Annotated in this window: 20 protein-coding genes and 2 pseudogenes; 8 read left to right on the plus strand and 14 right to left on the minus strand. The window is 68.1% G+C overall.

Translation table 11 applies throughout. The features are described 5' to 3' along the window. Nucleotides 1–54 precede the first annotated feature (54 nt). From treY to glgA, 6 genes are all read right to left on the minus strand, one after another. Nucleotides 55–2,670: a malto-oligosyltrehalose synthase gene (gene treY / locus HLH48_RS01235; RefSeq protein ID WP_182995667.1), complete on the minus strand. Its 2,616-nt coding sequence runs from the start codon at nt 2,668–2,670 to the stop codon at nt 55–57. Then, nucleotides 2,667–4,703, minus strand: coding sequence for a 4-alpha-glucanotransferase (gene malQ / locus HLH48_RS01240; RefSeq protein ID WP_182995668.1), 2,037 nt, complete (start codon nt 4,701–4,703; stop codon nt 2,667–2,669). The genes treY and malQ overlap by 4 nt, the downstream gene beginning before the upstream one ends. Further along, nucleotides 4,696–6,483 carry a malto-oligosyltrehalose trehalohydrolase gene (gene treZ / locus HLH48_RS01245; RefSeq protein ID WP_182995669.1) on the minus strand — a complete coding sequence of 596 codons (1,788 nt, stop codon included), beginning with the start codon at nt 6,481–6,483 and terminating at the stop codon, nt 4,696–4,698. Before treZ ends, malQ begins: the two co-directional genes overlap by 8 nt. Beyond that, on the minus strand, nt 6,476–8,605 hold the full coding sequence (gene glgX, locus HLH48_RS01250) for a glycogen debranching protein GlgX (RefSeq protein ID WP_182995670.1): 2,130 nt from the start codon (nt 8,603–8,605) through the stop codon (nt 6,476–6,478). Before glgX ends, treZ begins: the two co-directional genes overlap by 8 nt. A gap of 3 nt (nt 8,606–8,608) precedes the next feature. Then, nucleotides 8,609–10,831, minus strand: coding sequence for a 1,4-alpha-glucan branching protein GlgB (gene glgB / locus HLH48_RS01255; RefSeq protein ID WP_182995671.1), 2,223 nt, complete (start codon nt 10,829–10,831; stop codon nt 8,609–8,611). A 62-nt stretch (nt 10,832–10,893) separates the two neighbouring features. Continuing rightward, nucleotides 10,894–12,537, minus strand: coding sequence for a glycogen synthase GlgA (gene glgA / locus HLH48_RS01260; protein ID WP_182995672.1), 1,644 nt, complete (start codon nt 12,535–12,537; stop codon nt 10,894–10,896). A 280-nt stretch (nt 12,538–12,817) separates the two neighbouring features. Here glgA and HLH48_RS01265 point away from each other — a divergent pair, with 280 nt between their 5' ends. Further along, nucleotides 12,818–14,077, plus strand: a complete 1,260-nt coding sequence (locus HLH48_RS01265; RefSeq protein ID WP_182995673.1) for an MFS transporter — start codon at nt 12,818–12,820, stop codon at nt 14,075–14,077. A gap of 36 nt (nt 14,078–14,113) precedes the next feature. Here the strand turns inward: HLH48_RS01265 and HLH48_RS01270 are convergent, their stop codons facing one another. The 4 genes and pseudogenes from HLH48_RS01270 to HLH48_RS01285 form a co-directional block, all read right to left on the minus strand. Beyond that, the gene (locus HLH48_RS01270) at nt 14,114–14,503 is read right to left on the minus strand and encodes an aminotransferase class I/II-fold pyridoxal phosphate-dependent enzyme (protein ID WP_246386636.1); all 390 of its coding nucleotides are present in this window, start codon (nt 14,501–14,503) and stop codon (nt 14,114–14,116) included. A 40-nt stretch (nt 14,504–14,543) separates the two neighbouring features. Next, a pseudogene (locus HLH48_RS01275) lies at nt 14,544–15,206 on the minus strand (type IV secretory system conjugative DNA transfer family protein); the annotation flags it as partial. Between the two features lie 113 nt (nt 15,207–15,319). After that, complete coding sequence (locus HLH48_RS01280) at nt 15,320–16,906, minus strand: FAD-dependent monooxygenase (protein WP_182995674.1); 1,587 nt, start codon at nt 16,904–16,906, stop codon at nt 15,320–15,322. A 62-nt stretch (nt 16,907–16,968) separates the two neighbouring features. Continuing rightward, on the minus strand, nt 16,969–18,120 hold the full coding sequence (locus HLH48_RS01285) for an FAD-dependent oxidoreductase (RefSeq protein WP_182995675.1): 1,152 nt from the start codon (nt 18,118–18,120) through the stop codon (nt 16,969–16,971). A gap of 83 nt (nt 18,121–18,203) precedes the next feature. On the opposite strand from HLH48_RS01285, the gene HLH48_RS01290 reads away from it, so the two are divergent. Next, complete coding sequence (locus HLH48_RS01290; protein WP_182995676.1) at nt 18,204–18,899, plus strand: TetR/AcrR family transcriptional regulator; 696 nt, start codon at nt 18,204–18,206, stop codon at nt 18,897–18,899. Between the two features lie 6 nt (nt 18,900–18,905). Here HLH48_RS01290 and HLH48_RS01295 read toward each other — a convergent pair whose 3' ends face one another. Continuing rightward, on the minus strand, nt 18,906–19,733 hold the full coding sequence (locus tag HLH48_RS01295) for a helix-turn-helix transcriptional regulator (RefSeq protein ID WP_246386639.1): 828 nt from the start codon (nt 19,731–19,733) through the stop codon (nt 18,906–18,908). Between the two features lie 97 nt (nt 19,734–19,830). Here HLH48_RS01295 and HLH48_RS23480 point away from each other — a divergent pair, with 97 nt between their 5' ends. The 3 genes from HLH48_RS23480 to HLH48_RS01310 are packed head-to-tail and all read left to right on the plus strand — an operon-like array spanning nt 19,831 to nt 21,476. Further along, nucleotides 19,831–20,250, plus strand: a complete 420-nt coding sequence (locus HLH48_RS23480) for an SDR family NAD(P)-dependent oxidoreductase (protein ID WP_182995678.1) — start codon at nt 19,831–19,833, stop codon at nt 20,248–20,250. Then, nucleotides 20,247–20,549: an SDR family oxidoreductase gene (locus HLH48_RS23485; protein ID WP_182995679.1), complete on the plus strand. Its 303-nt coding sequence runs from the start codon at nt 20,247–20,249 to the stop codon at nt 20,547–20,549. Before HLH48_RS23480 ends, HLH48_RS23485 begins: the two co-directional genes overlap by 4 nt. Before the next feature lie 33 nt (nt 20,550–20,582). Beyond that, nucleotides 20,583–21,476 carry an SDR family oxidoreductase gene (locus HLH48_RS01310; RefSeq protein WP_182995680.1) on the plus strand — a complete coding sequence of 298 codons (894 nt, stop codon included), beginning with the start codon at nt 20,583–20,585 and terminating at the stop codon, nt 21,474–21,476. Nucleotides 21,477–21,488: 12 nt separating this feature from the next. Here HLH48_RS01310 and HLH48_RS01315 read toward each other — a convergent pair whose 3' ends face one another. Both HLH48_RS01315 and HLH48_RS23640 read right to left on the minus strand, forming a co-directional pair. Beyond that, on the minus strand, nt 21,489–22,259 hold the full coding sequence (locus tag HLH48_RS01315; protein WP_306309930.1) for an aminotransferase-like domain-containing protein: 771 nt from the start codon (nt 22,257–22,259) through the stop codon (nt 21,489–21,491). Between the two features lie 64 nt (nt 22,260–22,323). Continuing rightward, a pseudogene (locus tag HLH48_RS23640) lies at nt 22,324–22,650 on the minus strand (hypothetical protein); the annotation flags it as partial. A gap of 62 nt (nt 22,651–22,712) precedes the next feature. On the opposite strand from HLH48_RS23640, the gene HLH48_RS01320 reads away from it, so the two are divergent. The 3 genes from HLH48_RS01320 to HLH48_RS01330 all read left to right on the plus strand — a co-directional run bounded on the left by HLH48_RS01320 (nt 22,713) and on the right by HLH48_RS01330 (nt 24,909). Further along, complete coding sequence (locus tag HLH48_RS01320; protein WP_220794946.1) at nt 22,713–22,988, plus strand: hypothetical protein; 276 nt, start codon at nt 22,713–22,715, stop codon at nt 22,986–22,988. Between the two features lie 14 nt (nt 22,989–23,002). Further along, nucleotides 23,003–23,695, plus strand: a complete 693-nt coding sequence (locus HLH48_RS01325) for a CBS domain-containing protein (RefSeq protein WP_246386642.1) — start codon at nt 23,003–23,005, stop codon at nt 23,693–23,695. 377 nt (nt 23,696–24,072) lie between these two features. Beyond that, nucleotides 24,073–24,909 (plus strand): aldo/keto reductase, encoded by an 837-nt coding sequence (locus HLH48_RS01330; protein WP_182995682.1) that lies wholly within the window; start codon nt 24,073–24,075, stop codon nt 24,907–24,909. Here the strand turns inward: HLH48_RS01330 and HLH48_RS01335 are convergent. Then, a complete protein-coding gene (locus HLH48_RS01335) occupies nt 24,906–26,051 on the minus strand; it encodes a PepSY-associated TM helix domain-containing protein (protein ID WP_182995683.1) in 1,146 nt (381 codons plus the stop codon). The genes HLH48_RS01330 and HLH48_RS01335 overlap by 4 nt on opposite strands. Between the last annotated feature and the right edge of the window lie 33 nt (nt 26,052–26,084).

A 26,084-nucleotide genomic window follows, 5' to 3' on the forward strand; every position in this document is an offset into this window, starting at 1 on the left:
AGAAAGCCGGCAAAAAAAACAGTGAAGTTATTTTGAAAGGGCAGGAACCACGGGCTACGAGGTCGACACCAGAACGTCCAGCGGCGCGCCGCCGGCCAGCATTGCCAGGTCCAGCACCGCCACGCGGTCGAGCACGCGGCCGGGGTAAAGCAGCGAACGCCACGCCAGGGCCGGGGCTTCGTCCCAATCCAGCGCCGTGCCGCGCCAGAGCAGGGACGGGCAGGACAGGTCGGCCGGGTCCGGCATCAGGGCGGCGGAGAGGCGCGGCGCGACCACCAGCATCGTCGTCCCCGCCATGATGCGGGCAAAGGCCACCAGATGCTGCCGCCGTGTGCCCGTCACGCGGATGGGCTGATAGGTTCCTTCGGCGAACAGGTCGGGCTGAGCCGCGCGGAAGCGCAATACCGCCGCGATCAGCGCCTGTTTCACCCGTCCGTCGCGCCAGTGCGGCAGCAGCGACCCGACGTCCGCCCCCGCATCGTGCGCCGCGACGCGGGAGGCGTAATCGACCGGCCGGCGATTGTCGGGATCGACCAGGCTGAAATCCCAGAATTCGCAGCCCTGATACAGGTCGGGCACGCCGGGGCTGGTCACGCGCAGCAGCGTCTGCGCCAGCCCGTTCAGCGCGCCCGCCGGGGCGACCTGACTGACGAACGCGTCCAGCATCCGCGGAAATCGGTTTTCGGCGTGCAGGGACAGCAGACCGTCGAGAAAGGCGGCACAGGCCTCCTCATAGGCTGGTTCCGGGTCGATCCAGCTTGTCTGCCGCTTGGCCTCGCGTAGCGCCTTGACCTGCCACGCCGCCACGCGGTCGCGGAAGTCCGGCGTGATCCTGTGCTCAAGTGGGCCCTCCCCCGCCGGCCACGCGCCCAGCAGGGTCTGGTAGAGAATCAGTTCGTCGGCGCGGTCGGGAGCGAGGCATGGGCCCGACCGCGTGGCGATGCGCCGACGCAGCGGCGCGTTGGCCTCGCTCCAGCGCGCGACGGAGCGCGCCCATTTCTGAGCCAGTTCCGACAATACGGCCAGGCGGGCGCGCGCATCCTCGCCGCGTTTGTGATCGTGGGTGGCGGTGGCGAGCATGGCGCGGGGCCAGTCGCGCCGCCGCACGCTGTTGGCGGCGTGAAAGGCGGCCACCGTGCCGCCGAACTGGCCGGGATGCGTGCCGACATCGTTGCGCGACAGCAGCCGGCCGTAGCGATAGAAGCCCGTATCCTCCACCGCCTTGGCGGCCAGGGGCGCCGTCAGATGCGCGAAACAGGCGATCGCGCCGGCGGCCCCGGGCGGGGCATCGGACCCCAGTTGCCGCTCCAGCCAGTCCAGCACCGGCTGCTGCGCCGGTGTCAGCCCGCCCCGCACGGCCTGGCAGACCGTCCGCAGCACCGTATCGTCCTCATAGATCCGGTAGACGGGAAACTGGATCAGGATGCGGCGCAGGACACGCTCCAGCGCGGCGGGCGTGAAATCGCGCGCGGATGGGTCGCGCCGCGCCAGGTGGGCCAGGGCGTGGACCAGCCGGGCCAGGTCGGCGGCCAGCGTGCCGTCCAGCACGTCCTGGCGCGCCGCCTGTTCCTGCTCGCGAAAGCTGGTGGCGCCCCCTGCCCCCCACACCCAGAGATCGTCCAGAACGTCCGCGCCGCGCTGGTCGTGCAGCACCAGATTCGCCTGTTCCAGAAAATCGTAGCCGGTGGTGCCGTCGACCGGCCAGTCGGCGGGCAGGGTTTCCTCCGCCGCCAGAATCTTCTCGACATAGAGGTGGGCACCCGGTGGGACGTCGGGTGGCCGCCGGGCGGCGGCGTGACACAATGCGCGGTGCAGCCGGGTGGTATAGGCGCGGGGCGCGGTCAGCCCGTCGATATGGTCGATGCGCACGCCGTCGATCAGGCCATCGGCATAGAGATCGATGACCGTGCGATGCACGGCGTCGAACACGTGGGGATCCTCGATCCGCAGTCCCGCCAGGCCGGTGATGTCGAAGAAGCGCCGCCAGTTGACCAGGTCGGATGCCGTGCGCCACCAGGCCAGCCGATAATGCTGGCGCTCCAGCAAGGCATGCAGGCTGGCCCGCCCCTCGGGATGGTCCGGTGCCATCCGCGCCAGCGCGCGCGCGACGGACTCGCCCGCCAGCAGGTCGGCATAATGGTCGGGACAGATCGGGAAGCGATGCTCGTAATGCCAGCAGGCGAACGATCCGTCCGTCGCGTCGTATCGCAGTTCCAGCTCCCCCTTTTCCAGGCAGTCGCCGTAGGGGTTGGCCAGGAAGGGCAGCAGCACGCGGCCGCGCAGGCTGTCGTCGGCGGGGGCCCAGTCGATGTCGAACATCGCGGCATACCGGCTGGCACGCCCCCAGGCCAGAACGTCTTCCCACCACGCATTGCCGCTGCCGCCCACCGCCATGTGGTTGGGCACGATGTCGACGATCAGCCCCATGCCGTGCGCGCGCAGCCGCGCCACCAGCCGGACCAGGGCCTCGCGGCCGCCCAGTTCGGGGTTGACGTGGTTGTAATCCAGCGTGTCGTAGCCGTGGGTCGAGCCCGGCCGGGCGGTCAGCAGCGGCGAGGCGTAGAGATGGCTGATCCCCAGCCCGGCGAAATATTCGACCAGGGGAATGGCATCGTCCAGCGTGAAACCGGCATGGAATTGCAGCCGGACGGTCGCGCGTACCGCGGTCATGCCGGCTTCCGGGCGGTGCGCAGGAGGTCCAGCCGGCGGGCGGCGTCGGGCCGGGCCAGCAGGGGCGGGCCGGCCGGGTAGCGTTGCTGCCAGTTGGGGTGGCCGGAGGTGGTGCCGGGCAGGTTGGGCTGCTCGGGCAGGCCCAGCGCATCCTCCAGCGGCAGGATCGCCAGCGGCGACGCGGCGGCGCCGACGAAGCTGGCCGCCGCATCGACCACCCGCGCCGCGCCGGCGGGCGTGACCGGCGGCGGCTCGGGCGCCTCCTCCGGGCGCAGCGCGGCCCACAGGGACGCGCGATCGAGCGCGCGGGCGGCGAGGGCGTCCTCGACGCGGGTGCCGCGCGGCAACTGGCGCAGGGCCTTGCGCCAGCCGATATCGGTGGCCTGCCACCAGCCGGCCACTGTAGGAAGATCATGCGTGGTGGTCATGCCGACGTCGCCCGTGCCCCATTTGTCGGGTGACAGGAAAGCACCCTTTGCATCGCGCTGAAACCACAGCACGTTCATGCCCATGATCGACCGCCGGGCCGCGCGGGCGCGAAAGCCCGCCGGCACGGTGCCCAGATCCTCGCCGATCACCACCGCCTGATGGCGGTGCGATTCCAGCGCCACCAGCCGCATCAGGTCCCGCCCCGGAAAGGACAGGTAGGCGCCGTCGGCCGCCGACGCGCCCTCGGGGATCACCCACAGCCGTTCCAGCCCCATCACATGGTCGATGCGGACGCCGCCCTGCCGCGTCAGCGCCGCGCGCAGCGTGTCGATGAAGGCGCGGTAGCCATGGGCGCGCAGCGCGCCGGGAGAGAAGGTCGTCAGCCCCCAGTTCTGCCCCAGCGGCCCCAGCGGGTCGGGCGGCGCGCCGACCGACCCGCCGATCAGGAAATCGTCCTGGTTCGCCCAGCACTGGCTGCCTGACGGATCGGTCCCCACCGCCAGGTCCGCGATCAGGCCGATCCGCATGCCCGCGTCCCGCGCCGCCTGGGCCGCGCCGTCGAGGCCGCGCGCCGCCAGCCATTGCAGGAACAGGTGGAAGCCGACCTCGTGATGGCGTTCCTCGGCGAAGCGCGCGACCTCGGGGCTGGCGGGATTGCGCAGGGCGGCGGGCCAGGCCCGCCAGTTGCCGCCACGCGGGCCGCGGCCGAGCTGGTGCGCCTGCAACGCCTCGAACACCCCGTGATGATGCAGCGCGCGGCCATGCGCGGCCAGGAACGCCGTCATCTCCGCCGGCGGCGTGAGGCGGATATGGTCGTCATACAGGCCGCGCAGCAGGCGCAGGCGCAGCGCGGCCGCCTGCGGCCAGTCGATCAGCGCCGCGTCCTCCAGCGCGCGCGTGGCCTGCGGCGGGATGCGCAGCCGGCGGATCACCGCCCCGATATCATGGGTGGAGAACCAACTGCGCATGTCGGCCAGCAGCACGTTCAGGAACAGCCGGCTGGAGGGCGAATAGGGGCTGAACTGCGTGGGCCGGGCGCTGAACATGGCATGGACCGGACTGATCGCCAGCGCGTCGGCACCGGCTGCCGCCGCCTGGCGCGCGAGCTCGGCCAGCGCCCCGAAATGCCCGATCCCGCCATCATGCCGGGCGCGCAGGCCGTGGATCTGCACCGCGAGCCCCCAGCCGCGCGCGCCGTCCGTCGCCTCGGCCACCGTGCGGCAGCGGGCCGGCGCGTTGGCCAGCACCGTCGACCGGTCCGCGATCTCCAGCCGGTGATAGCCCACCCGCGCGATCGCGGGCAGCCGCACGCGGCCGTCGCGCGACCGGCCGGCATGGCCGGAGAGCATGCTGCCATCCTCGCATTCCAGCCGGAACGCCACCCGGTCGGACCGGGCCGGCAGCGGCAGCACGGTGGCGACGCCCGCCTGGCCCACCACCATCGGCGGCAGCGCGTCCTCCGCCAGGGACGGCCCATTTTCCAGCACCCGCAGCAGGCCGCGCAGCGTATCGACCCCGACACGGTGCGACACCCCGCGCGCATCGCGCCACGCGGTGGCCAGGCCCGCCTGGCTTGCCCGCGCGCGCAAGGTGCGGTCATCCATGGGCGGCTCCGTCGCCGGCCTCGGCCAGGTGGACGGTCACGGCGTGGGGAGGCAGGCGGCGCGCCATGTCGGCCGAGGGCGGGTCCTGGAACAGGACCGGGCCGGCCACCCAGTCCGGCAGGTCGACCGGGCCGGACCCCAGATTGAGGCCGATCGACAGGATTGCCCCGTCGCCCATCCGCCAGCGCGCGGCCACCGCGCCCCGCCCCACCACCCGCGCGCCCAGCCCGCGCGCGCCGCGCAGGCGCGGCGTGATGCGGGCATGGCGCAGCCGCAGCAGGGTGGCGAAAAAGCCATGCCACGCGCGCCCTTCCGCCTGCTCCGCCTCGTGCGCCGGGGGAATCGAGGCGGTGAAGGTCTCGGGCTGGTTGGGGTCGGGGATCGTCTGGCGCCGGACCGGGTCGCGGAAATGCGCGAAGGCGGCGAATTCGCGCCGGCGGCCGTCGCGCACGATCTGCCCCAGCGCGGGCGGGTGGCTGGTGAAATACAGGAACGGCTGGCGCGAGCCCCATTCCTCGCCCATGAACAGCATCGGGATCTGCGGCGACAGCAGCAGCAGCCCGTAGGCCGCGCGCAGGGCCTGCGGCGGCGCCAGCACCGTCAGCCGCTCGCCCAGCGCCCGATTGCCGATCTGGTCGTGATTTTGCAGGAACAGGATGAAGGCGCTGGCCCGCAGGCCGGCCGTTTCCATGCCCCGCGGGCGGCCCAGGGTGGGAAACATCTCGCCCTGGAAGGCGAAGCCCTCGGCCAGGACGCGCGCCAGGCGGCCGGCGGGATCGGCGGCGAAATTGGCGTAATAGCCTTCGCTCTCGCCCGTCAGCAGCACATGCAGGGCATTATGCCCGTCATCGTTCCATTGCGCGTCGAACCCCGCGCGCAGCAGGCCGGAATCGTTGTTCTCGTTCTCCAGGATCAGATGCACGTGGCGGCCGGATTCGACCCGCGCGCGGACATGCGCCGCCAGGTCGACCAGCCAGTCGCGCTCGCCGATCGCCTGCACCGCGTCGAGCCGCAGCCCGTCGAAACGATACTCCATGAGCCAGTACAAGGCATTTTCCATGAAATAGGCCTGCACGGCGGGCTGGCGGAAATCGATGGCGTCGCCCCACGGGGTCGGCCGGCCGGCATGGAAGAACGGGGCGGCGTAGGCGCCGAGGAAATTGCCCTCCGGCCCGAAATGATTATAGACGACATCGAGAAAGATCATCATGCCCAGCGCGTGGGCGTGATCGACCAGCGCCTTCAGCTCCTCCGGCGTGCCGTAGGACGATTCCGGCGCGTAGGGCAGCACGCCGTCATAGCCCCAGTTGCGCCCGCCGGGGAATTCCGACAGCGGCATCAGCTCGACCGCCGTGATCCCCAATGCCGCCAGGCCCGCCAGCCGCTCGCGCACGCCGCGAAACCCGCCGGCCGCGCCGACATGGATTTCGTAGATCACCGCCTGTTCCCACGGCAGGCCCCGCCAGTCCGCGACCTGCCAGTCATAGGCGCGGGGATCGATCACCTGGCTTGGCCCCGACACGTCGCGCGGCTGGGCGCGCGAGGCCGGGTCGGGCACCGCGAGGTCCGGGGCGACGCGGTAGCGATAGAGCGCCCCGGCGCCGCAGGGGGCCACCGCCTGGAACCAGCCGTCGGGCTGGCGGTCCATCGGCACGGGGGCCAGCCCCTCGATCTCGACCGAGGCCGCGCGGCTGGACGGGGCCCAGAGGCGAAAGCGGGTTTCCTGCGGCGCGAGCAGGGTCGCGCCGAAACTGCCGGTGAAAGCATGGGTCTTACGCATCGACCGTTTCCTTCGCATGTCGCGCGTCCGGAGTGAAACCGAGCAGCACGACGCCGTGCGCGCCGACCGTCCAGTGTGCCAGCCTGTCAGACAGGGTGGCGGTCCGGCCCGGATCGGTGCTGTCGAGCAGCAACGTCCATTTGCCCGGAACCGGCGGCAGGATACAGTCCGCGTCGGCGTCGCCCGCGTTCATGAGCAGATAGGTGGTATCGGCGCCGCCGCCGTCATCGGCGCAGGAGCGCAGAAGCCCCAATATTCTGCCGTGGTCGTCGTTCCAGGCGTCGGGCGTCATGGGATGGCCCTCGGGACCGTACCACGCGATGTCGAGAAGGCCCGGCCGGGTTTCGCGCTTGCCGTACAGATAGTTGCGACCGCGCACCGACGGGTGGGCGGCGCGCAGGGCCGCCAGCCGGGCGACATAGGCGGTCAGCGCGTGCCCGGCATGTGTCGCGGCCAGCGGCCAGTCCAGCCATGTGGTGGGGTTGTCCTGGCAATAGGCGTTGTTGTTGCCGCCCTGGGTCTGGCCGAATTCGTCGCCCGCCAGCAGCATCGGCGTGCCCTGCGACAGGAACAGGGTCGCCAGCATGGCGCGCCGCACCCGGTCGCGCACCGCGCGGATCGCCGGATCGTCGGTCGGGCCCTCGGCGCCCCAGCCGGTGCTGAAATTCTCGGAATGGCCGTCCTGCCCGTCCTCGCCGTTCGCGTCGTTATGCTTGCGGTCGTAGCTGACCACGTCCGTCAGCGTGAAACCGTCATGCGAGGTGATGAAATTGATCGACGCCCAAGGATGCCGCCCGCGCCGGTCGAACACGTCGGCCGAACCGCTGAGCCGGGCCGCCAGGTCGCCGCGCATCAGCGCGTCGCCGCGCCAGAAGCGCCGCACCGTGTCGCGGTAGCGGTCGTTCCATTCGGCGAAGCCCGGCGGGTGGTTGCCGAGTTGGTAGCCGCCGGGCCCCGGGTCCCATGGTTCGGCGATCAGCTTGCGCGTGGACAGTACCGGGTCCTGGCGCAGCACGTCGAAGAAGCCGCAGAACGGGTCGAAACCGTAGCTTTCGCGCCCCAGGGTGGAACAGAGATCGAAGCGGAATCCGTCGATATGGTAATCGAGCGCCCAGTGGCGCAGGGAATCCATGACCATCTGCAACACGCGCGGGTGGGACAGGTTGAGCGTGTTGCCGCAGCCGGTGTCGTTGATCAGGTGGCGCTCGTCCTCCGGCACCAGCCGGTAGTAGACGGCGTTGTCCAGCCCGCGATAGCACAGGGTGGGGCCGAGTTCGCTGCCCTCGCACGTGTGGTTGTAGACCACGTCCAGGATCACCTCGATCCCGGCCGCGTGCAGGCGGCGCACGGCGGTGCGGATTTCGTGCGGCGAGCCTTCGGCCAGATAGCCGGCGTGCGGCGCGAAGAAGGCCAGCGTGTTGTAGCCCCAGTAATTCGTCAGCCCCCGTTCCAGCAGGAACCGGTCCCGCACGAAGGCGTGGACCGGCATCAGTTCCAGCGTCGTGATGCCCAGGCGCAGCAGGTGGTCGATCAGGCGTGGGTCGGACAGGGCCTGGAAGGTGCCGCGCTCGACCGAAAGCAGGTCGCCGCGCCGCATCGACAGGCCGCGCAGATGGGCCTCCATGATCACCGTGCGTTCCCACGGCACGCGGGGCAGCCGGTCGTCGCCCCAGTTGAACGCGTCGTTGGCGACCACGCTTTTCGGCATCGCCGGCGCGCTGTCGCGGCGGTCGATCGACAGGTCGGCGCGCGGCGAGTTGACGCGGTAGCCGAACAGCGAGTCCGACCAGCTGAGCGTGCCGTGCAGCGCGCGGGCGTAGGGATCGATCAGCAGCTTGTGCGGGTTGAAGCGGTGGCCGCGCAACGGCTCGTAGGGGCCGTAGGCGCGATAGCCGTACAGCAGCCCCGGCCGGGCGTCGGGCAGGTAGCCGTGCCAGACCTCGTCCGTGCGTTCGGGCAGTTCGAACCGCGCGACCTCGCGCCGGCCCGACGGGTCGAACACGCAGAGATCGATCCGCTGCGCGTTGGCCGAAAACACGGCGAAATTGACGCCCTGCCCGTCCCAGGTCGCCCCCAGGGGCGCCGAGGCGCCGCGCATCAGGCGGGTGGGAAAACGCATCACGCGCTAGGTTCCATACGCGCCTTCCGGGGACAGGTACAGCACCGCGAGCGGCGGCAGGACCAGGACGCCCGACTGGCCGAAACCATGGGCGGGCTCGGGCTCGGCCAGGACGCCGCCGCCATTTCCCATGCCGGATCCCGCATATTCCCCCCCGTCGGAATTGAGCAGTTCGCGCCAGTATCCGCCGCAGGGCAGGCCCACGCGATAGGCCGGGTGCGGTACCGGCGTCATGTTGCACACCACCAGGACGGGGGCCGCGTCGGGCGCCCGGCGCAGCCAGGCGAAGACCGCGTTGTCGACATCGTCGCCGATCAGCCAGTCGAACCCGTCGGGCGTGCAGTCGGCGCGATGCAGGGCGGGGATGGCGCGATGCAGGCGGTTGAGGTCGCGGACCAGCGCCTGCATGCCGCGCCCCTGCGGCTGGGCCAGGCGGTACCACGCCACCTCGCCATCCGCGCGCCATTCGTGCGGCTGGGCCAGTTCGCCCCCCATGAACAGCAGCTTCTTGCCCGGATGGGCCCACATGAAGGCGAAATAGGCGCGCAGCCCGGCATGTTTGCGCCAGTCGTCGCCGGGCATGCGCTCCAGCAGCGAGCCCTTGCCATGCACGACTTCGTCATGCGACAGCGGCAGGATGAAGCGTTCCGAAAACGCATAATGCATGCCGAACATGATTTCGGAATGATGGTAGCGGCGCCAGATCGGATCGCGCCCGACATAGGACAGGGTGTCGTGCATCCACCCCATGTTCCATTTATAGGAAAAGCCCAGGCCCCCGTCGGCCACCGGCCAGCTCACGCCCGGCCATGCCGTCGATTCCTCGGCGATCATCAGCGTGTGCGGGCAGAGTTCGGCGATGGTCGCGTTGAGGTCGCGCACGAAGGCCACGGCTTCCAGGTTCTCGCGCCCGCCATGGACGTTCGGCACCCATTCGCCCTCGCGCCGGCTGTAGTCGCGATAGAGCATCGAGGCCACGGCATCGACCCGCAGCCCGTCGACATGGTAGCGCCGCAGCCAGGTCAGCGCGCTGCCGATCAGGAAGCCCCGGACCTCGTTGCGGCCGAAATTGTAGATCAGCGTGTGCCAGTCGGGATGATAGCCCTCGCGCCGGTCCGCGTGCTCGTACAGGCATGACCCGTCGAAATGCGCCAGGCCGTGCGCGTCGGCGGGGAAATGCGCCGGTACCCAGTCCAGGATCACGCCCAGCCCCGCCCGATGGCAGGCATCGACGAACGCGGCGAACTGCGCGGGTGTCCCGAAACGGGCGGAGGGTGCGTAGAGCCCCAGTGTCTGGTACCCCCATGATCCGTCAAAAGGATGCTCCATGACCGGCATCAGTTCGATATGGGTGAACCCCATATCGACAACGTATGGGATCAGCGTCCGTTCCAGCTCGTCCCAACGCAGGATGCCGTGCGGATCGCCTTCCGGCCGGCGCCAGGACGCCAGATGCACCTCGTAGATCGACAGCGGGGCGGTGTAGCTCTGCCGCCCGGCGCGGCCGTGCATCCATTCCTCGTCCGTCCAGGGGAAGGGGGCGGTGTCGGCCACCACCGAGGCGTTGGCCGGCGGCTGTTCCGCCGCCAGGGCGAACGGGTCGGCCTTGGGCGGCAGCAGCCGGTGCCCGGCGTCGATGATCTCGTATTTGTAGCGCTCGCCCGGCCCGATGCGCGGAATGAACAGCTCCCAGATTCCGGCCGCGTGGCGCAGGCGCATCGGATGGCGGCGCCCGTCCCAGACATTGAAATCGCCGATGATCGAGACCCGGTAGGCGTTGGGCGCCCAGACCGCGAAACGCACCCCGGCCACGCCGTCCACCACCATGGGCTGGGCGCCCATGATCCGGTCCAGGTCGCGATGCTCGCCGCGCGCGAACAGATGCAGGTCCAGATCGCCCAGCAGCAGGCCGAAGGAATATGGGTCCTCGGTTTCCTCCCACCCGTCGGCCCAGCCGATCTTCAGGTGGTAGCGCGCGCCGGCGGGCACGGTGCCGACATACAGGCCGCGTTCGTCCAGCCGGCGCATGGCGCGCTCGACGGGCGCGGAACGCGGGCGCTGGACCACCAGCCGGACCGCCCGCGCGTCGGGGCAGAAGGCGCGCACGATATCCGATCGTCCGTGGGCCTGCCGGCCCAGGATCGCGAACGGGTCGGGGCAGGTGCCCCGCAGCAGGTCTTCGGTCTGGGGAGGAAGGAAAAAGGCGCTGTCATTGGAAGCGACGTTCATGAGGTGTTATTCCGGCAGGCAAGGAGCAGGCAGGGGCGACCGAACGGATTGGCGGGCCGCCGTCAGCCCGACCGGCCGGACATGTAGTCATTGGCGCGGACCCGCCCGCGCCGGGCGGTGTGGCAGGCGGCCCGCGCCCCGCGCGTGGCGTGCGCGGAGCCGCCCGAAGCGGCGGCCGGCGGACGACGCCGCGCCGACGGCAGGTCGGCCACCGGTGCGCCGGCATCGGCGTGGCCGAGGACGCGGCGGAAAAGCCGGGCATAGTCCTGCGCCTTGTGCCCCCAGGAGACATCGTAGCGCGCGCCGTTGCGTTGCAGCCCCGCCCAGCGCGCCGGCTGGCGGAACAGGGCGGCCGCGCGGCGGATCGCGCCGGCCAGCGTTTCACCGTCGACCGGCGAGAACAGGAAGCCGGTCGCGACGTCGCTGGCCATCGCCGCCGCGTTGGCGTCGATGATGGTGTCGGCCAGGCCGCCGACCCGCGATGCGATGGGCACGCAGCCATAGCGCACCGCGCAGAGCTGGGTCAGGCCGCAGGGTTCGAACCGCGACGGCAGCAGCAGGCTGTCCGCCGAGGCCTGGACGCGATGGCCCAGTTGCTCGCTATAGCCGATATGGCAGGCCAGACGGTCGGGATAGCGGCGCGCCAGGCGGGCGAGTTCCCGCTCCATCGCCACCTCGCCGCTGCCGATGACGACGAGCTGCGTCCGGTCGTCGAGGATCCGGGGCACGATATCGGCCAGGATATCCACCCCCTTCTGCCCGGTCAGGCGGCTGACCAGCCCCAGCAGAAAGACGTTCGGGTCCTGGCGCAGGCCGAATTCGGCCTGGAAGGCGCGCTTGTTGGGCCGGCGCGCCACGATGTCGCCGACCCGGTAGGGAAACAGCACCGCCGGGTCGGTCGCGGGATTCCAGTCGTCGGTGTCGATGCCGTTGAGGATTCCCGCCAGCCGGTCCGAGCGGGTGCGCAGCAGCCCGTCCAGCCCCATGCCCCATTCCGGGGACTGGATTTCCCGCGCGTAGGTCGGCGAGACGGTGATGATCCGCGCGGAAAAGAGCAGACCGGCCTTCAGGAACCCGATCTCGCCATAGCATTCGACGCCCTCGATCGTGAAAGCGTGCGGCGGCAGGCCGAACCGATGGAGATCGGCCGCCGGGAAGCGGCCCTGGAAGGCCAGGTTGTGGATGGTCTGCACGACCGGCGCCGCCGGGCGGCCGTCATAATGCAGATAGGCCGCCGTCAGCCCGGCCTGCCAGTCATGCGCCATCACCAGGTCCGGCCGGTGGCCCGGCACCTGACCCTGCGCGATGCTGGCCGCGACGCGCGACAGGCAGGCGAAGCGCACCCCGTTATCCGGCCAGTCGGCACCGTCGGGCGCCAGATAGGGATTGCCCTTGCGGCGGAACAGGGACGGGCAATCGACGACCAGCAGGTGATGACCGGCCGCATGTCCCTCCAGCAGCGAAACCTCGACCCCCGGCAGGGGCGACATCGCGGCCACGCGCACCGGACCTTCCAGCGCGTCCAGCACCGATGGATAACCCGGCAGCAGCGTCGTCACCAGCACGCCCTCGTGGCGCAGCGCCGCCGGCAGCGACCCGACCACGTCGCCCAGTCCGCCCGTCTTGACGAAGGGAAACATTTCCGACGCGACGGACAGCACATGGATCGGACCCGACGGCTCCTGTTCCAGTTGGTGACGGTTCATGCCACGTACCCTTCATGGTCAGGAGGAAAGAAAAGATGCCGGGCCTTGCGCCCGCTAAAAATCTAACGACGCTGATCGGCCGGAAAACAACTATCACAGGAAAGTGATCGATTCGGAAGAATCCTGCCGTGGCACGCAGAGATTCGAACTTGTGATTCGAACTTTTCCGGACCGGCGCGCGCCGCCGGCGGGGCCGTTTCCCGTCGCGTCGCCGCCCCCCATGGCATCGGCGCCACTTGCCGCTAGAACGGAGGACAGCAACCAGGGAACCGTTCCGACCATGACCCCCACGCCCCCGCCCGGCACCGCCCCGCCGTCGCGCAGCCTGAGCGACGCCCGGCATATCATCGCCGCGTGCTTCCTGGGCTGGACGCTCGATGCCTGCGACTTCTTCATCGTGCTGTTCACGCTCGACAATGTGGCCCGCAGTTTCTCGACCTCGCTGGAGGCGATCCTGCTGGCGCCGACCCTGACGCTGATCAGCCGGCCGATCGGGGCCTATCTGTTCGGCCGCGCCGCCGACCGGCATGGGCGCCGGCCGGTTCTGATGGCCACGATCGTGACCTATTCGCTCATCGAACTGCTGTCGGCGTTCGCGCCGAACCTGACGGTCTTCCTGGCGCTGCGGCTGCTGTTCGGCGTGGCGCTGGGCGGGGAATGGGGGGTCGGCACCTCGCTGACCATGGAGACCGTGCCGCCGCACTGGCGCGGCATGGCGTCGGGGCTGTTGCAGGCGGGCTACCCGGCGGGCTACCTGCTGGCGTCGCTGATGTTCCTGCTGCTGCCGGCGCTGGGCTGGCAGGGATTGTTCATCCTGGGTGCCTCGACCGGGCTGTCGGTCGTCTATGTCGCGCTCTACGTCAAGGAAAGTCCCGTCTGGCTGGCCCGCCGGCAGGGAGCGGGGGCCGTGCCCGACGCCGCGCGGCGGCCCATGCTGGCGACCCTGCGGCGCTATCGCGGACCGGCGGTGTATGCCGTGTGCCTGATGGCGGCCTTCAATTTCTTCAGCCACGGGTCGCAGGACCTGTTTCCGAAGATCTTCCTGGCGCTGCAACGGCACCTGCCGCACCCGGCCATCACCGCGATCGTGGTGGCGTACACCATCGCCGCCATCGCGGGCGGGCTGTGCTTCGGGGCGCTGTCCGAGCGGATCGGCCGCGCGCGCACCATCGCGCTGGCCGCGACGCTGGCCCTACCACTGCTGCCGCTCTGGGCGCTGTCCACCACGCCGCTATGGATCGGCGTCGGGGCGGTGCTGATCCAGTTCTGCATCCAGGGCGCCTGGGGGGTGGTGCCCGCCTATCTGAACGAATTGTCGCCGCCGGATATCCGCGCCACCTTTCCCGGCGTGGCCTATCAGTGCGGCAACCTGATCGCCGCCAGTACCGGGCTGATCCAGAACCGGATCGCCCTTGGCATGGGCGGCGACCTGGCCCCGGCGCTGATGATCGTGGTGGGATGCGCGGGCGGCGCGATCGCGCTGCTGGCCACGCTGGCGGGGCCGCGCTTTCACGCGCATCTGGCGGGGGCGCCGGACTAGCGGCCTTCCGGCCGCGGGCGGAGACGGTTCGTCGGATCAGGAAAGCGCCATAATCCTGGCGAGGGAATGAAAAACCCTTTCGTCCGCGCAGTGCGTGACGTTGAAGCGCATGAAGGAGGCGGCCGACCGGCTGGCACTGAAGACGTTGCCTGGCGCGTGAATGATCCTGTCCGCCATGCTCTTCAGCGCGATGTCCGTTGAATCCTGCCCGTCGGGCAACCTGCACCACAGGTAGAATCCTCCCTTCGGCACGATCCACGGATGGATCCCCAAGGCGTCCAGTCTGCCCAGGACCATCTTCCGCGATCGTTCCAGGCGCCGCCGGACCTCCTGCATGTGCCTGCGATAGCCGCCCCCCTCCAGGATCATCGCGATCATTTCCGTGGCGACCGGGCTCGGGCCGCCGAAACTGGTCGCGACCTGCATGTCGACGAGCCCGTCGATCAGCTCCTTCCGGCCCGCGACATAGCCGCCATTCGCAGCGCCGCGTCACCTCCGCAACCACGGGATCGCGATAGAGGCCGAGAAAGGACATGGCGGTGGACAGCACACCCGATCGTTCGTTGGGGGACTTGTTCAGAAGTTCGCGCGCAGCCGAGGCCACGACGGGATGCGCACCGGCATCGCCAAGATGCTTCGTCCGCATCATCGCCGACAGCGTTGTGGCGATGGGGCGCTTCGGATCCGACAGGAAATTGGCGACACTGGCCAGGGTCTTGTCCGGCTCGGCATAGAGGACATGCAGGATGGCGCCGACCAGCAGGGAGTGCGAGGTTTTCTCCCAATGATTGCGCTTCTCCAGACTGCCTTCCGGATCCACGAGGATGTCGGCGACGTTCTGGGCATCGCGGACTTCCCACTCCCCACGCCGGATTTCCAGCAGCGGGTTATAGGCGGACGAGGTCGCATTGGTTGGATCGAACAGCACGACGCGCCCGAAGCGAGAGCGAAATCCCGCCGTCAGCTCCCAGTTCTCGCCCTTGATGTCATGGACGATCGCTGAGCCGGGCCAGGTCAGGAGTGTGGGGATGACCATGCCCACGCCCTTGCCACTGCGCGTTGGCGCGAAGGTCAGGACATGCTCTGGCCCGTCATGCCTGAGGTAGGCTTTGCCATACCGGCCCGCCATCAAAGCCTAGCGTAGTATACGTGCCGATGGTGACTGAATCGTAGAATTGCCGTTCTCCATGCCGCGTGCTGGCAGGCGAGCCAGTGCAGTATTGCCCATCTCAGGCAGAATCATCAGGCAGATTCATTTGCCTTGTTCAGCTCACCGAACCATCGCGACGCAGCATGAGTGGCCTCCCCGAGGTCGGGAACGCCCTCGCTGGCCCAGGCCACGAAGCCGTCGGGGCGTATGAGCAAGGCATTCAAACCCAACCGATCCTTAGCGTCACTAGCGACATACGCGATCCGGTCGGGCCAACGTTTCGCCAGCGCCTCAAGTTCGGGAAGGGTGTCAAAGTCCAGAAGCAGGCCTTTCCCCGCACTGAAGAGCGTTCCGGTCGCTCGCCCGTCGGCCAGCTCGAAGTCAGGAACGCTGCGGCCGACAAGGGGGTGAACACCTTGCGGGTGGCCATCGCCGAGATCGTAGCCCAGGGAAACGCCCCAAACACGCTCGGCGAAGTAAGTCGCACCGTCGCGTGTGGCGATCAGATCGCGAATGATCGCTCCGAGCGCGCGCGAACTCGAGCTTGGCCGCATAATTGCGACCTGGGCGCGGGACCAGTCGAGAATGGCCGCTCCGACGGGATGGCGTTCGGTGAAATAGCTGTCGAGCGAACCGGCCGGCGCCTCGCCACGGATGGCGGCGGCCAGCTTCCAGCCGAGGTTCATCGCATCGCCGAGCCCGAGATTGAGGCCTTGGCCGCCCAAGGGCGAGTGGATATGCGCGGCGTCGCCGGCGAGCAGCACCCGCCCTTTGCGATAGGCCGTCGCCTGATAGGCTCTGTCCGTCCAGGTGGTGACGAGCTTGAGCGCCGTCACGGTAGCATCGGTGGCGGAGACGCGGCGCAGGACCGCCTGCACATGCTCCAACGTGATCGGCTGGGTCCGATGGAAAGCACCGCCGTCAAAATCGGCCATGGCAATCGTCCCCGGCGCGGCATAGGTATACATGCCCGCTTGCGTGTAGTGGGCGCCCGGCTGAAGCTTGTCCGGATCGGCCAGCTCGACCTCGACGGAATAGCCGGTGAATTCGGGATTGGTGCCGACGAATTCGAAGCCGCCAACTTTGCGCACCACGCTGCGGCCGCCGTCACAGCCGACGAGCCAGCGTCCGCGAAAGGTTTCGCCACCGGCGCGAACGGTCACGTCTTCGTTCGATTGATCGAAGCCGTCGACGCCGAGACCGCGCCTGATCTCGACTCCCATCGCGACCGCCCGGTCGGCCAGGAGGGATTCAAGGGACTCCATATACACCGCCATGCGGGCTCCGGCGGGGCTTGGCAGGCGCCAGGTCCATTTCAAGGCGTCGATATCGTCCTGGAAGAACTGGATGCCGGCGAAATGGCCAGCGGGCTTGCGTGAGTGTTGCGTTTGCGCCCAATGCGGCGCGGCGATGCCGCTTTGCCGGCCACGCCGATAGAAGGCTTCGATGAGGGGGCTGGTGGCCGATATCGCGTGAATCTCGTCCAGCAGGCCGCGACGATAAAATGCCTCAAGGCTGGGTAATGAAAGACCGCGCAGACCAAAGGGAGGCCCCTTCAATGGGGAGCTCCGGTCTTCAGCCTGTTCCAGCACAAGGACGGAAACGCCGGCAAGGCGCAGTTCACAGGCGAGAAACAGACCGACAGGGCCGGCTCCGGCGATCACGACATCATAGGTCATTGGCAATCTCCTCAAGCGGCTTCGATGCCGACCGTGTGATGGCAGGGTAGCGGTGTTGGGTGTCAGGGTCGGGCGGCGCTGTCGAAGTTTCCCCGATGAGCGCTGGTGAAGAAGTCGACAAAACTGAAAGGTGCGCGCGCGCCAAGCATCAGGGTCAGAATCTGGTGCGCGTCCGCTGCGGCAGCTTCGCTGCGCGGGAACATCGCCGCCTCGTAGCTCGCGAGCGCTGCCTCGGGATCGTCCGGGTGTGCGGCGATCGCCGCTCCAAGTTCGGCGCCATCGAGCATCGCGAGGTTCGCGCCCTCACCGGCCGGCGGCGCCAGATGCGCGGCGTCGCCAAGGAGCGTCATCCCAGGCATACGGTCCCATCGATGTCCAGTTGGGAGAGCATGGAGCATGCGCAGGACCGGCGCGACTTCGCTCTCAGTGATGAGCGCGGTAAGCGCGGGTGCCCATCCTTCGAACTCGGCCGCGATTGTCGCCGTTGCGGCGTCGGCGTCGCTGAAATCGATGGCGGCAAACCAAGCTGCGGGGCGGTTCAGCGCGACATATGTGTGAAGAACGTTCCCTGGCTCGCGGTGCGCTATGATTCCCTTTCCCGGAGCGAGCGCGGACATCGCGCCACGGCCGACCGCTTCGGCCGCCGCGGGATGCCGCTGGTCGACATCATAGAGATAGGTCTCGACGAAGGATGTGCCGACATATTCAGGTTCTGCCCTGGCAAGCAGCGGTCGGACCTTCGACCAGGCACCATCGGCGCCGACGAGGAGCCGGCTGATGGAGGTCGACCCATCGGCGAAGGTCAGTTCGTGTCGGCCGTCGCCGAGCGCCGCGACACTGCTGAGCCTCTTTCCCCAGCGGATCGTCCCTGGCGGCAAGGAACCGAGGAGGATGCGGCGCAAATCGCCCCGAAGGACCTCGGGTCGCTCGCCCGTGCCGTCGTCAGGTTCCTCAGGCAGGACCTTGCCATGCCGGTCGAGGACGCGCGAAGCCTGGGCGCCTCCGTGGATGATGGCGCGGAATTCGTCGATGAGACCAGCCGCCGCGAGTGCCGCCTGTCCATCGTGCTCGTGGATGTCGAGCTGGCCGCCTTGCGTCCGGGCATCCGCCGAGGGCTCCGCCTCATAGATCGTCACGGGGACACCGCGAACATGGAGGATGCGGGCGAGGACGAGGCCACCGAGGCCTGCGCCGATAATGGTCGCAGGGGTCATTACTGAGCTTCCGCCATATGAATGGAATGCCGTTCCATCATTGGATGGTTGGAACATTGTTCCATCCATGTCAAGATAGACCCATGACAGCCAAGATCCGGGCCGAACGGCGAACAGATGCACTCTCGAAGGCGCGGATTGTGGAGGCGGCGATCGAGATCCTCGACAAGAATGGCGAGGACGCCCTGACGTTCCGCGCGCTTGCGGCACACCTGGAGACCGGAAGCGGGGCCATCTATTGGCACGTCGCCGACAAGGACTATCTGCTTGCGGCGGCCACTGACCACATCGTTGCCCGCGTCATGGCGGATGCGGCGAGAGGGTCAAGTCCACGGGACGTGATCCGAGCGATGGCCAACGGCCTGTTCGATGCCATCGATGGCCATCCCTGGGTTGGGGGGCAGCTTTCCCGCAATCCATGGCAATATGCGGTTTTAAGATTGATGGAAGGCATCGGTAGTCAGGTGCAGGCGCTCGGCGTTCCGGAGCGTGCGCAATTCAACGTCGTCACTGCGCTCCTGAGTTTCATGCTCGGTCTGGCCGGCCAGTACGCCGCGGGGGCCCGCCTCTTTCCACGAGACGCGGACCGGGCGGAGGTCCGCAAAGCCCATCTCGGGGCGGTCGCCGCGAAATGGATGGAACTCGATCCGGCGGAGCATCCCTTCGTGCGACAGGTGGCAAAGGTACTGCCCGAGCACGATGACCGCGAACAATTCCTCGCCGGCATCGATCTTATCCTCGCCGGCATGGAAAGTATCCAAAAGCTCGGCGCACCATAGGTGCAGCTATGGAGCGGAGTTGAGCAGTGCCTTGATCTTGTCCGCGTCTTCGGGCGTTGCCGGATTGTAAATCACCATATTGAGATCGGATCGCCCATCTACGGCGAAAGACGAAAATTCCATCGAGAGTGGTCCGGCAGTCCGATGATGCAGGACTTTCACGCCCTCGCCATGCGCCTGTACATCGTTGTCCCGCCACATCGCCGCGAATTCCGGACTGGTTGCGCAGAGTTCATCGACAAGCGATTGCACGTTCCGCGCCGCCCCGGCGCGCGCCACGTCGGCGCGGAATGATGCCACAACGTACCGTGCAACGCTTTCCCACTTGGGCTGTGCCGCGCGGATGCGGGGATCATGGAACATCATGCGAAGTACATTGCGCTGGCCCTCCGGCAGTGTGCTGTAATCGGTCAGAACCGCCGCGGCGGCTTTATTCCATGCGATCACATCCCATGTCGCCGTTCGAATGAAAGCAGGACTGTATTCCAGCGTGTCGAGCACACGTTGCAAACGCGGCGTGATGCCTTCGGGCGCGCGATAGCGGACTTCGGGCGGGCGGCCCAAGCCGAGCAGAAACAGGTGCTCACGTTCGGCATCCGTCAGCATCATCGCCTGCGAGATGCGATCGAGCACATCGGCGGATGGCGCGCCGCCTCGTCCCTGCTCCAGCCATGTGTACCAGGTGGCGCTGACATTGGCGCGTTGCGCTACCTCCTCGCGGCGGAGGCCAGACGTACGGCGCCGCGCCGATGGAAAACCGAACGCTGTCGGATCGAGCTTCGCGCGGCGATCCTTCAAATAGGTTCCAAGCAGATTTTCATTCGCGGGAGGCATGGCCATCCTGTTAGCAATTATACCAGTATATTCTCACTACTTTACCATCATAGCACATTGGCCAAAATATGCGTCGAGTTTTGAAGAGCGCTCTACGATGACATTACAAGACAAACGTGTGCTGGTGATCGGTGGTGGCTCCGGCATCGGATTTGGCGTGGCGCGGAGCGCCGCGGAAGAAGACGCGAAGGTCGTGATCGCCTCGCGCGATGCGAAGAAGATCGCCGAGGCCGCGCAAACCATCGGCGCATCATCGGCATTCATCGATGTGCGCGATGAAAACACCGTCGCCCGGTTTTTCCAGGATAATGGCGCGTTCGATCACATCGCCTTCACCGCAGGCGATTGGGATGGCTTCGCGCCCGGCGCGCTTGCCAACCTCGATCTGGTCAAAGCGGCAGCAAGGATGACCACGCGGTTCTGGGGCGCGGTCGCTGTGGCCAAGCACGGCGCGGCCAAGCTGCCGCCCGACGGCTCCTACACCATCACCAACGGCATGCTGGCGCATGACCGATGAAGGGCATGCCCACCATAACGGCCAGCGCCTGCGCCGTGGAGGGCTTGATGCTTGGCCTCGCAGTCGATCTGGCACCGGTGCGTGTGAACTGTGTGTGTCCCGGGCTGATCGAAACCGAGATCTGGAGCGCGTTCCCGCAAGGTTATCGCGAAAGACTGGCAGTGATGGCGCAGAAACAACTCGTGCCACGGCCAGGGCAGCCCGCAGAGGCCGCAGAGGCTTATCTGACCTGCATGCGCAACAGCTTCCTGACGGGGCAGACCATCAAGATCGAAGGCGGAATAGCGCTCGCCGGCTGAGCGTTTCGTTCGACAACAACAAGGAGAGTTCACATGCGTGTTTTCATGACCGGCGCCGCCGGATTCATCGGCGTCGCCACAACCCGGGAATTGATCGCGAACGGCCACCAGGTGGTGGGCCTCGCCCGCTCCGACGCCAATGTCGCAGCGCTGGAAGCAGCCGGCGCGGCGGTGCATCGCGGTTCGCTCGAAGATTTTGACAGCTTGCGCGCCGGGGCGGCGGACGCCGATGGCGTGATCCATCTCGCCTTCATCCACGATTTTTCCAAATTCGCGGAGAACGGGCAGATCGACAAGCGCGCGATCGAGGCGATGGGCGACGTGCTGGAGGGCACCGACAAGCCCTTCATCGTCACCTCGGGAACGGCTCTCATCGCACCACCGGGCGCGGTGGTGACCGAAGAGATGCGGCGCGATGCCGGCACGCATGTTCCGCGTGTGTCGGAGAAAACCGGTCTGGCTTATGCGTCGCGCGGCGTGCGCGCGATGGCGATACGCCTGCCGCAGGTGCATGGCGCCGATGGTAAGGCTGGCTTGATCACCTATCTGCTTGAAGGCGCACGGCGGAAAGGCGCCGCCGCTTATGTGGGTGACGGCAGCGCCCGCTGGGCAGCGGGGCACAGGCTGGACGTTGCCCACCTTTATCGGCTTGCATTGGAGAAAGGCGCGGCGGACAGCATCTATCATGCCGTCGGCGAAGAGGGCGTGCCCATGCGCCAGATCATCGAGGTGCTCGGCCGCGCCCTGAACGTGCCTGTGGTCTCGATCAAGCAGGAAGAAGCTGGCGATTATTACGGGCCACTCGCGATGTTCGCGGACCTCGACATGCCAGCATCCAGCGCTTTAACGCAGAAGTGGCTAGGCTGGAAACCGACGCAGATCGAGCTCATCGCGAATATCGGTCAGCCGGGCTATTTCACGAGCTAAAAGCCGGCTTGCTTAGGCGCAGCGCAGGGACGCGGAGAGCGTCTTCGAGAAACTGCCGACCCGGATCACGCGCGCCAGCCCGTCCATGACCGTCAGGCGCGGCGATGGCGCCGTTTCGAAGTCCGCGAAGATGTCGTCTTCGACGATGAGAAGATCGGACGCGGTGGCGATGCTCAGGAGACGGAAGGCGGCCTGGGGCGAGAGCGTTGCCCCCGTCGGGTTGTGCAATGCCGAGTTCGTGAGATAGAGGCGCGGCTTTTCCCGCGAGACCAGCCGTGCGAACGCTTCGATGTCCGGGCCGGCCGCCGTGTACGGCACGCCGACGATCCTGATCTCATGCGCCCGGAGCAGGGCCTGGAAATTGAAATAACAGGGGTCGTCGACGAGAACCGTATCGCCCCGGCGCGCCAGCAGGCGGCAGACCAGATCGACCGCCTGCGAGCCCGATCCGGTCAGCAGGACCTGATCGGGGCCGATATCGAGCCCGTCCTCGGAAAACCGGGATGCGAGGAGGCGTCGCAGGCGGAGCGCGCCCTGGCTGCTGCCATAGTCCGACAGGATGGCGCCCTGGCCCCGGGCGACGGCACGGAACGCCTTGCGCAGGGCGTCGTTCGGCATCCATTCGGCGGGCAGCCAGCCGCATCCCGGCTTCAGGACCGCCGGACCGGACTCCGGGGGATCGGATTCCAGGGATTGGCGCGATACCCAGAACGGGTCGACGGCCCGCGCGGCCGGCGTCGCGGCGTCGGCCCGCGACAGGGCGGGACGCGCGCGGTCGGTCACGTAGAAACCCGCGCCCCCGGCGCGGGGCGATCACGCCCTCGGCGGCCAGGCGGTCATAAGCCTGCACAACGGTCGAGGGCGAGGCCCGCATGGTCTCGGCGCACTGCCGGATCGACCGCAGGCGGTCGCCCGCCACCAGGGCACGGGTGGCAATGCGCTGCCTGATGGCCTCCGCGATGGCGGATAGGCGTGTGGGCTGATGTGCCACGGCTGACCTCGACGATTGTATGGGCCATGATGCCAATACAGTTCGATGAAACTGTATTGGATTGTGGCTGGCCGTGACAATGCTGAACCCGTACATCCAGACCTGCCTGCCAGGTCCGCCGGCATGCCGATCGGCGACGCCATATCCGGGAAGACACGACCATACATATCGCCATCCTGACATTCGACGGCTACAACGAACTCGATTCCCTGATCGCCCTGGGCGCGCAATGTTCGGGCACGCTGGTGCTTGCGAAACTGGGCCTGCTTGAAGACATTCCGGCCTGCACGGACCTGACGACGGCGCCGTGGGTGCGGGACGCCGGGGTGACGGTGCTCGAACAGCCCTTCTTTGCCCGCAGCACCATCGCCACCGCCGGCGGCTGCCTGGCCGCCCATTATCTCGCGGCCTGGGTCATTGCCCGCCTGGACGGCCTCTTCACAAAATCCGGACCGCGATTGCATCGGTGCCGGCGCGTGCCCAGACTCGGATGGTCTTCAGCAGAAGGCTGCAAGCCATGAAAGTCCAGGATATCATGACATCACCGGTGTTCTGCGTCGAACCGACGCAGAACATCGCCGACGCGATCCGGCTGATGCTGGACCGCAAGATCAGCGGGGTGCCCGTCACCTCCGCCCAGGGGGAACTGGTCGGGATCATCACCGAAGGCGACCTGCTGCGACGGCACGAGCTGGGAACGACCGGCACGCGCTCGTGGCTGAAGGACCTGTTCCTGTCGCCCGGTCGCAGGGCGGAGGATTATGTCCACACCCACGGCCGCAAGGTCGCCGACGTGATGACCGACCAGCCCGTCACCATCGAGCCGGAGGCGATGCTGGCCGACGCCATCGACAGCATGACCATCCATCATGTCCGGCGCCTGCCCGTGGTGCAGAACGGCAGGGTGATCGGCATCCTGGCCCGCGCCGACGTGCTGCGCGCCCTGCTGCCGCTGGCCGACGAGGCGCCCGTCGCGACCGGGGACGAGGCGATCCGCCAGGCGGTGGAAGCCGCGCTGGAAAGCGGGCTGGGTTCGGGCGTGCGCGAACTGGTGAAGGTCGAGGCCTATCGCGGGGCCGTCATCCTGAGCGGGGCCGTGACCGACGAGCGGCTGGTGACCGCCGCGCGGGTGGCGGCGGAGAACACGCCCGGCGTCACCTCCGTCACCAACCAGTTGATCGTCGTCGCCCCCTTCGCGGGCACCAGCATTCCGGCCCCGCCATTCTAGAGCCATATCCGTTCACACTGGTTCACGGATATGGATATAGATCATTGTTTTATTGAGCATCTTTATCCGACCGAATGAGTCCATGCGGTTGGATGATGCTCTAGACGCGGATCTGCTTCATGAGCCGGGGGGAAGGGCGGAAGTCATTTCGGCTTCCTGCCTTTCCCCCCGGCTTTTTGTTCCCCCCTGAAGGAACGGCCCGCGCGGGGAGGCGCCGGATTCGGCGGCGGGACGGCACCCTGTCGAAACCGAAGGTCCCGATGAGCGCTTGTCTATCCGGCCGTTCCGACGTGAAAATCTGATATCCCATGGTCCTCGGACGGGCGCGCCTCCGCCGGTCGCGGACATTTCTGAGACAGTCGAGTGAGAGAGTGAAAATGAACGATACGCCCGGACCCGAAAAGCCCGCGCAGCCGCATGTCCACCTCAATGACGGCACGACGATGCCGCAGCTTGGCCTGGGCGTGTGGCGGACGCCGGCCGCGGAGACGGCCGACATCGTGCGGCACGCCGTCGCCGCGGGGTATCTGGCCGTCGACACCGCCGCGATCTATCGGAACGAGGACGGGGTGGGAGAGGGCCTGGCGACGCATCCCGACATCTATGTCACCACCAAGCTGTGGAACGACGACCAGGGGTACGACGCGACGTTGCGCGCGTGCGACGCCAGCCTGCACAAGCTGCGGCGGAAGACGCTCGATCTCTATCTCATTCACTGGCCCAGGCCCGAGGGGGGCAAGTGCGTCGAAAGCTGGAAGGCGCTGGTCGCGCTTCAGAAAGACGGGCGGGTGACGTCGATCGGCGTCTCGAATTTCCGGGCCGAGGACCTGGACCGCATCATCGATGCGACCGGGGTGGTGCCGGCCGTCAACCAGATCGAGCTGCATCCGGGTTTCCAGCAGCATGCGCTGCGCGCCTGTAACGCGAAACTCGGCATCGCGACCGAGTCCTGGAGCCCGCTCGGCCAGGGGCAGGCGCTTGCGGACCCGGTGATCGTGGAGATCGCCCGGAAGCACGGCAGGACGCCGGCGCAGGTGATCATTCGCTGGCATCTCGACAGCGGATTGATCGTCATTCCCAAATCGGCGACGGCGAAGCGGATCGACGAGAATATCGCGGTGTTCGATTTCGCCCTGGATGCGGACGATATGGCGCGGATCGCGGGCCTGGATCGCGCGGACGGGCGGATCGGACCCGACCCCGCCACGTTCTAGGAAACCGCAGCGCTGTCCGGACCCGGACGCGGGGCCGCGCGGGTCCGGCGCATGGCGGCGCCGCGTCGGCGCAGCACCCACATCACCCCGCCGGATATCGAGAAGAAGAACAGCGCCAGGCCGGCGATGCCGACCGCCGTGCGCCAGAGGCCGGCGAACGCGACCGGCCCGGCCAGCTTGGCCTCGTGCAGCGTATGCAGCCACATGAAGGCCCATTCGCCCGTTCGCTGCCGCCCCGGATCGCGCGTGACGCGCACGGCGCCGGCCTCGGCGTCATAGCGCAGGGTGGCCGGGTGGTTGGGGCCGTGGCCGGGCAGGATGACGGTGAAGGATTGGTCGGCGGGCAGCGCGCCCAGCCGGACCGCGGTCAGGACCGCGTCGGGCCGCTGGCTCCGCAATGCGGCCATCGCCGCGTCCAGCCCCTGCTCGCCGGGGAGGGGGGCCGCGTGGTCCGGGCGGTGCGAACGGGCGTGGGCCGGGCGGTCGCCGCCCTGGACACCGAACAGCGGACGGGAGAAGGGAAAGGCCAGCACCGCCCCGCTGGCGCCGAGAAACAGCATCATCGCCAGTGTCCAGAACCCCAGGCTGACATGGGTCTCGCGCCACAGGCGATAGCCCCTGGCCCGGGGCGAGACCGCGATCGTGCGGCGCCATTTGCCCGATGCCCACAGCCCCGGATGCGGCCACCACAGGATCAGCCCGGTGATGGCCATCACGCTCAGCAGCACGCCCATGATACCGGTCGCGTTCTGGCCGTAGGGCAGCAGCAGCAGGTCGGCGTGCAGATTGTGCAGCACCCGCAGCATGTGCGGCACGATGTGGGTGCGCAGGATTGCGGCGTGGGTTGGGTCGACCATCACCTCGAATTCAGGGTGGCGCTCGCCGGCCGGGCCGAAGGCGACGACCGCGCTGTCGCCCGGCCAGCGTGGCGGATCGAAGCGCAGGGGCAGCGTGCCGGCGGGCGCCACGGCGCGGGCGGCGCCGATCATGGCCTCGGCCCCCATGGCGGGCCCCATGGCCGGCACGGCGGGGCGCCCGGCCAGCAGCAATGGCAGGACCACCAGCAGCACCCCGGTCAGGCCTTGCAGGGCGAATGGCAGGATCAGGGCCAGGCCGATCCAGCGATGAATTTTCCGGAGCACGCGTCACCACGATAATGATAATCAATCGCAGAT

This window comes from Gluconacetobacter sacchari (assembly GCF_014174255.1).
Taxonomy (GTDB): Bacteria; Pseudomonadota; Alphaproteobacteria; order Acetobacterales; family Acetobacteraceae; genus Gluconacetobacter; species Gluconacetobacter sacchari.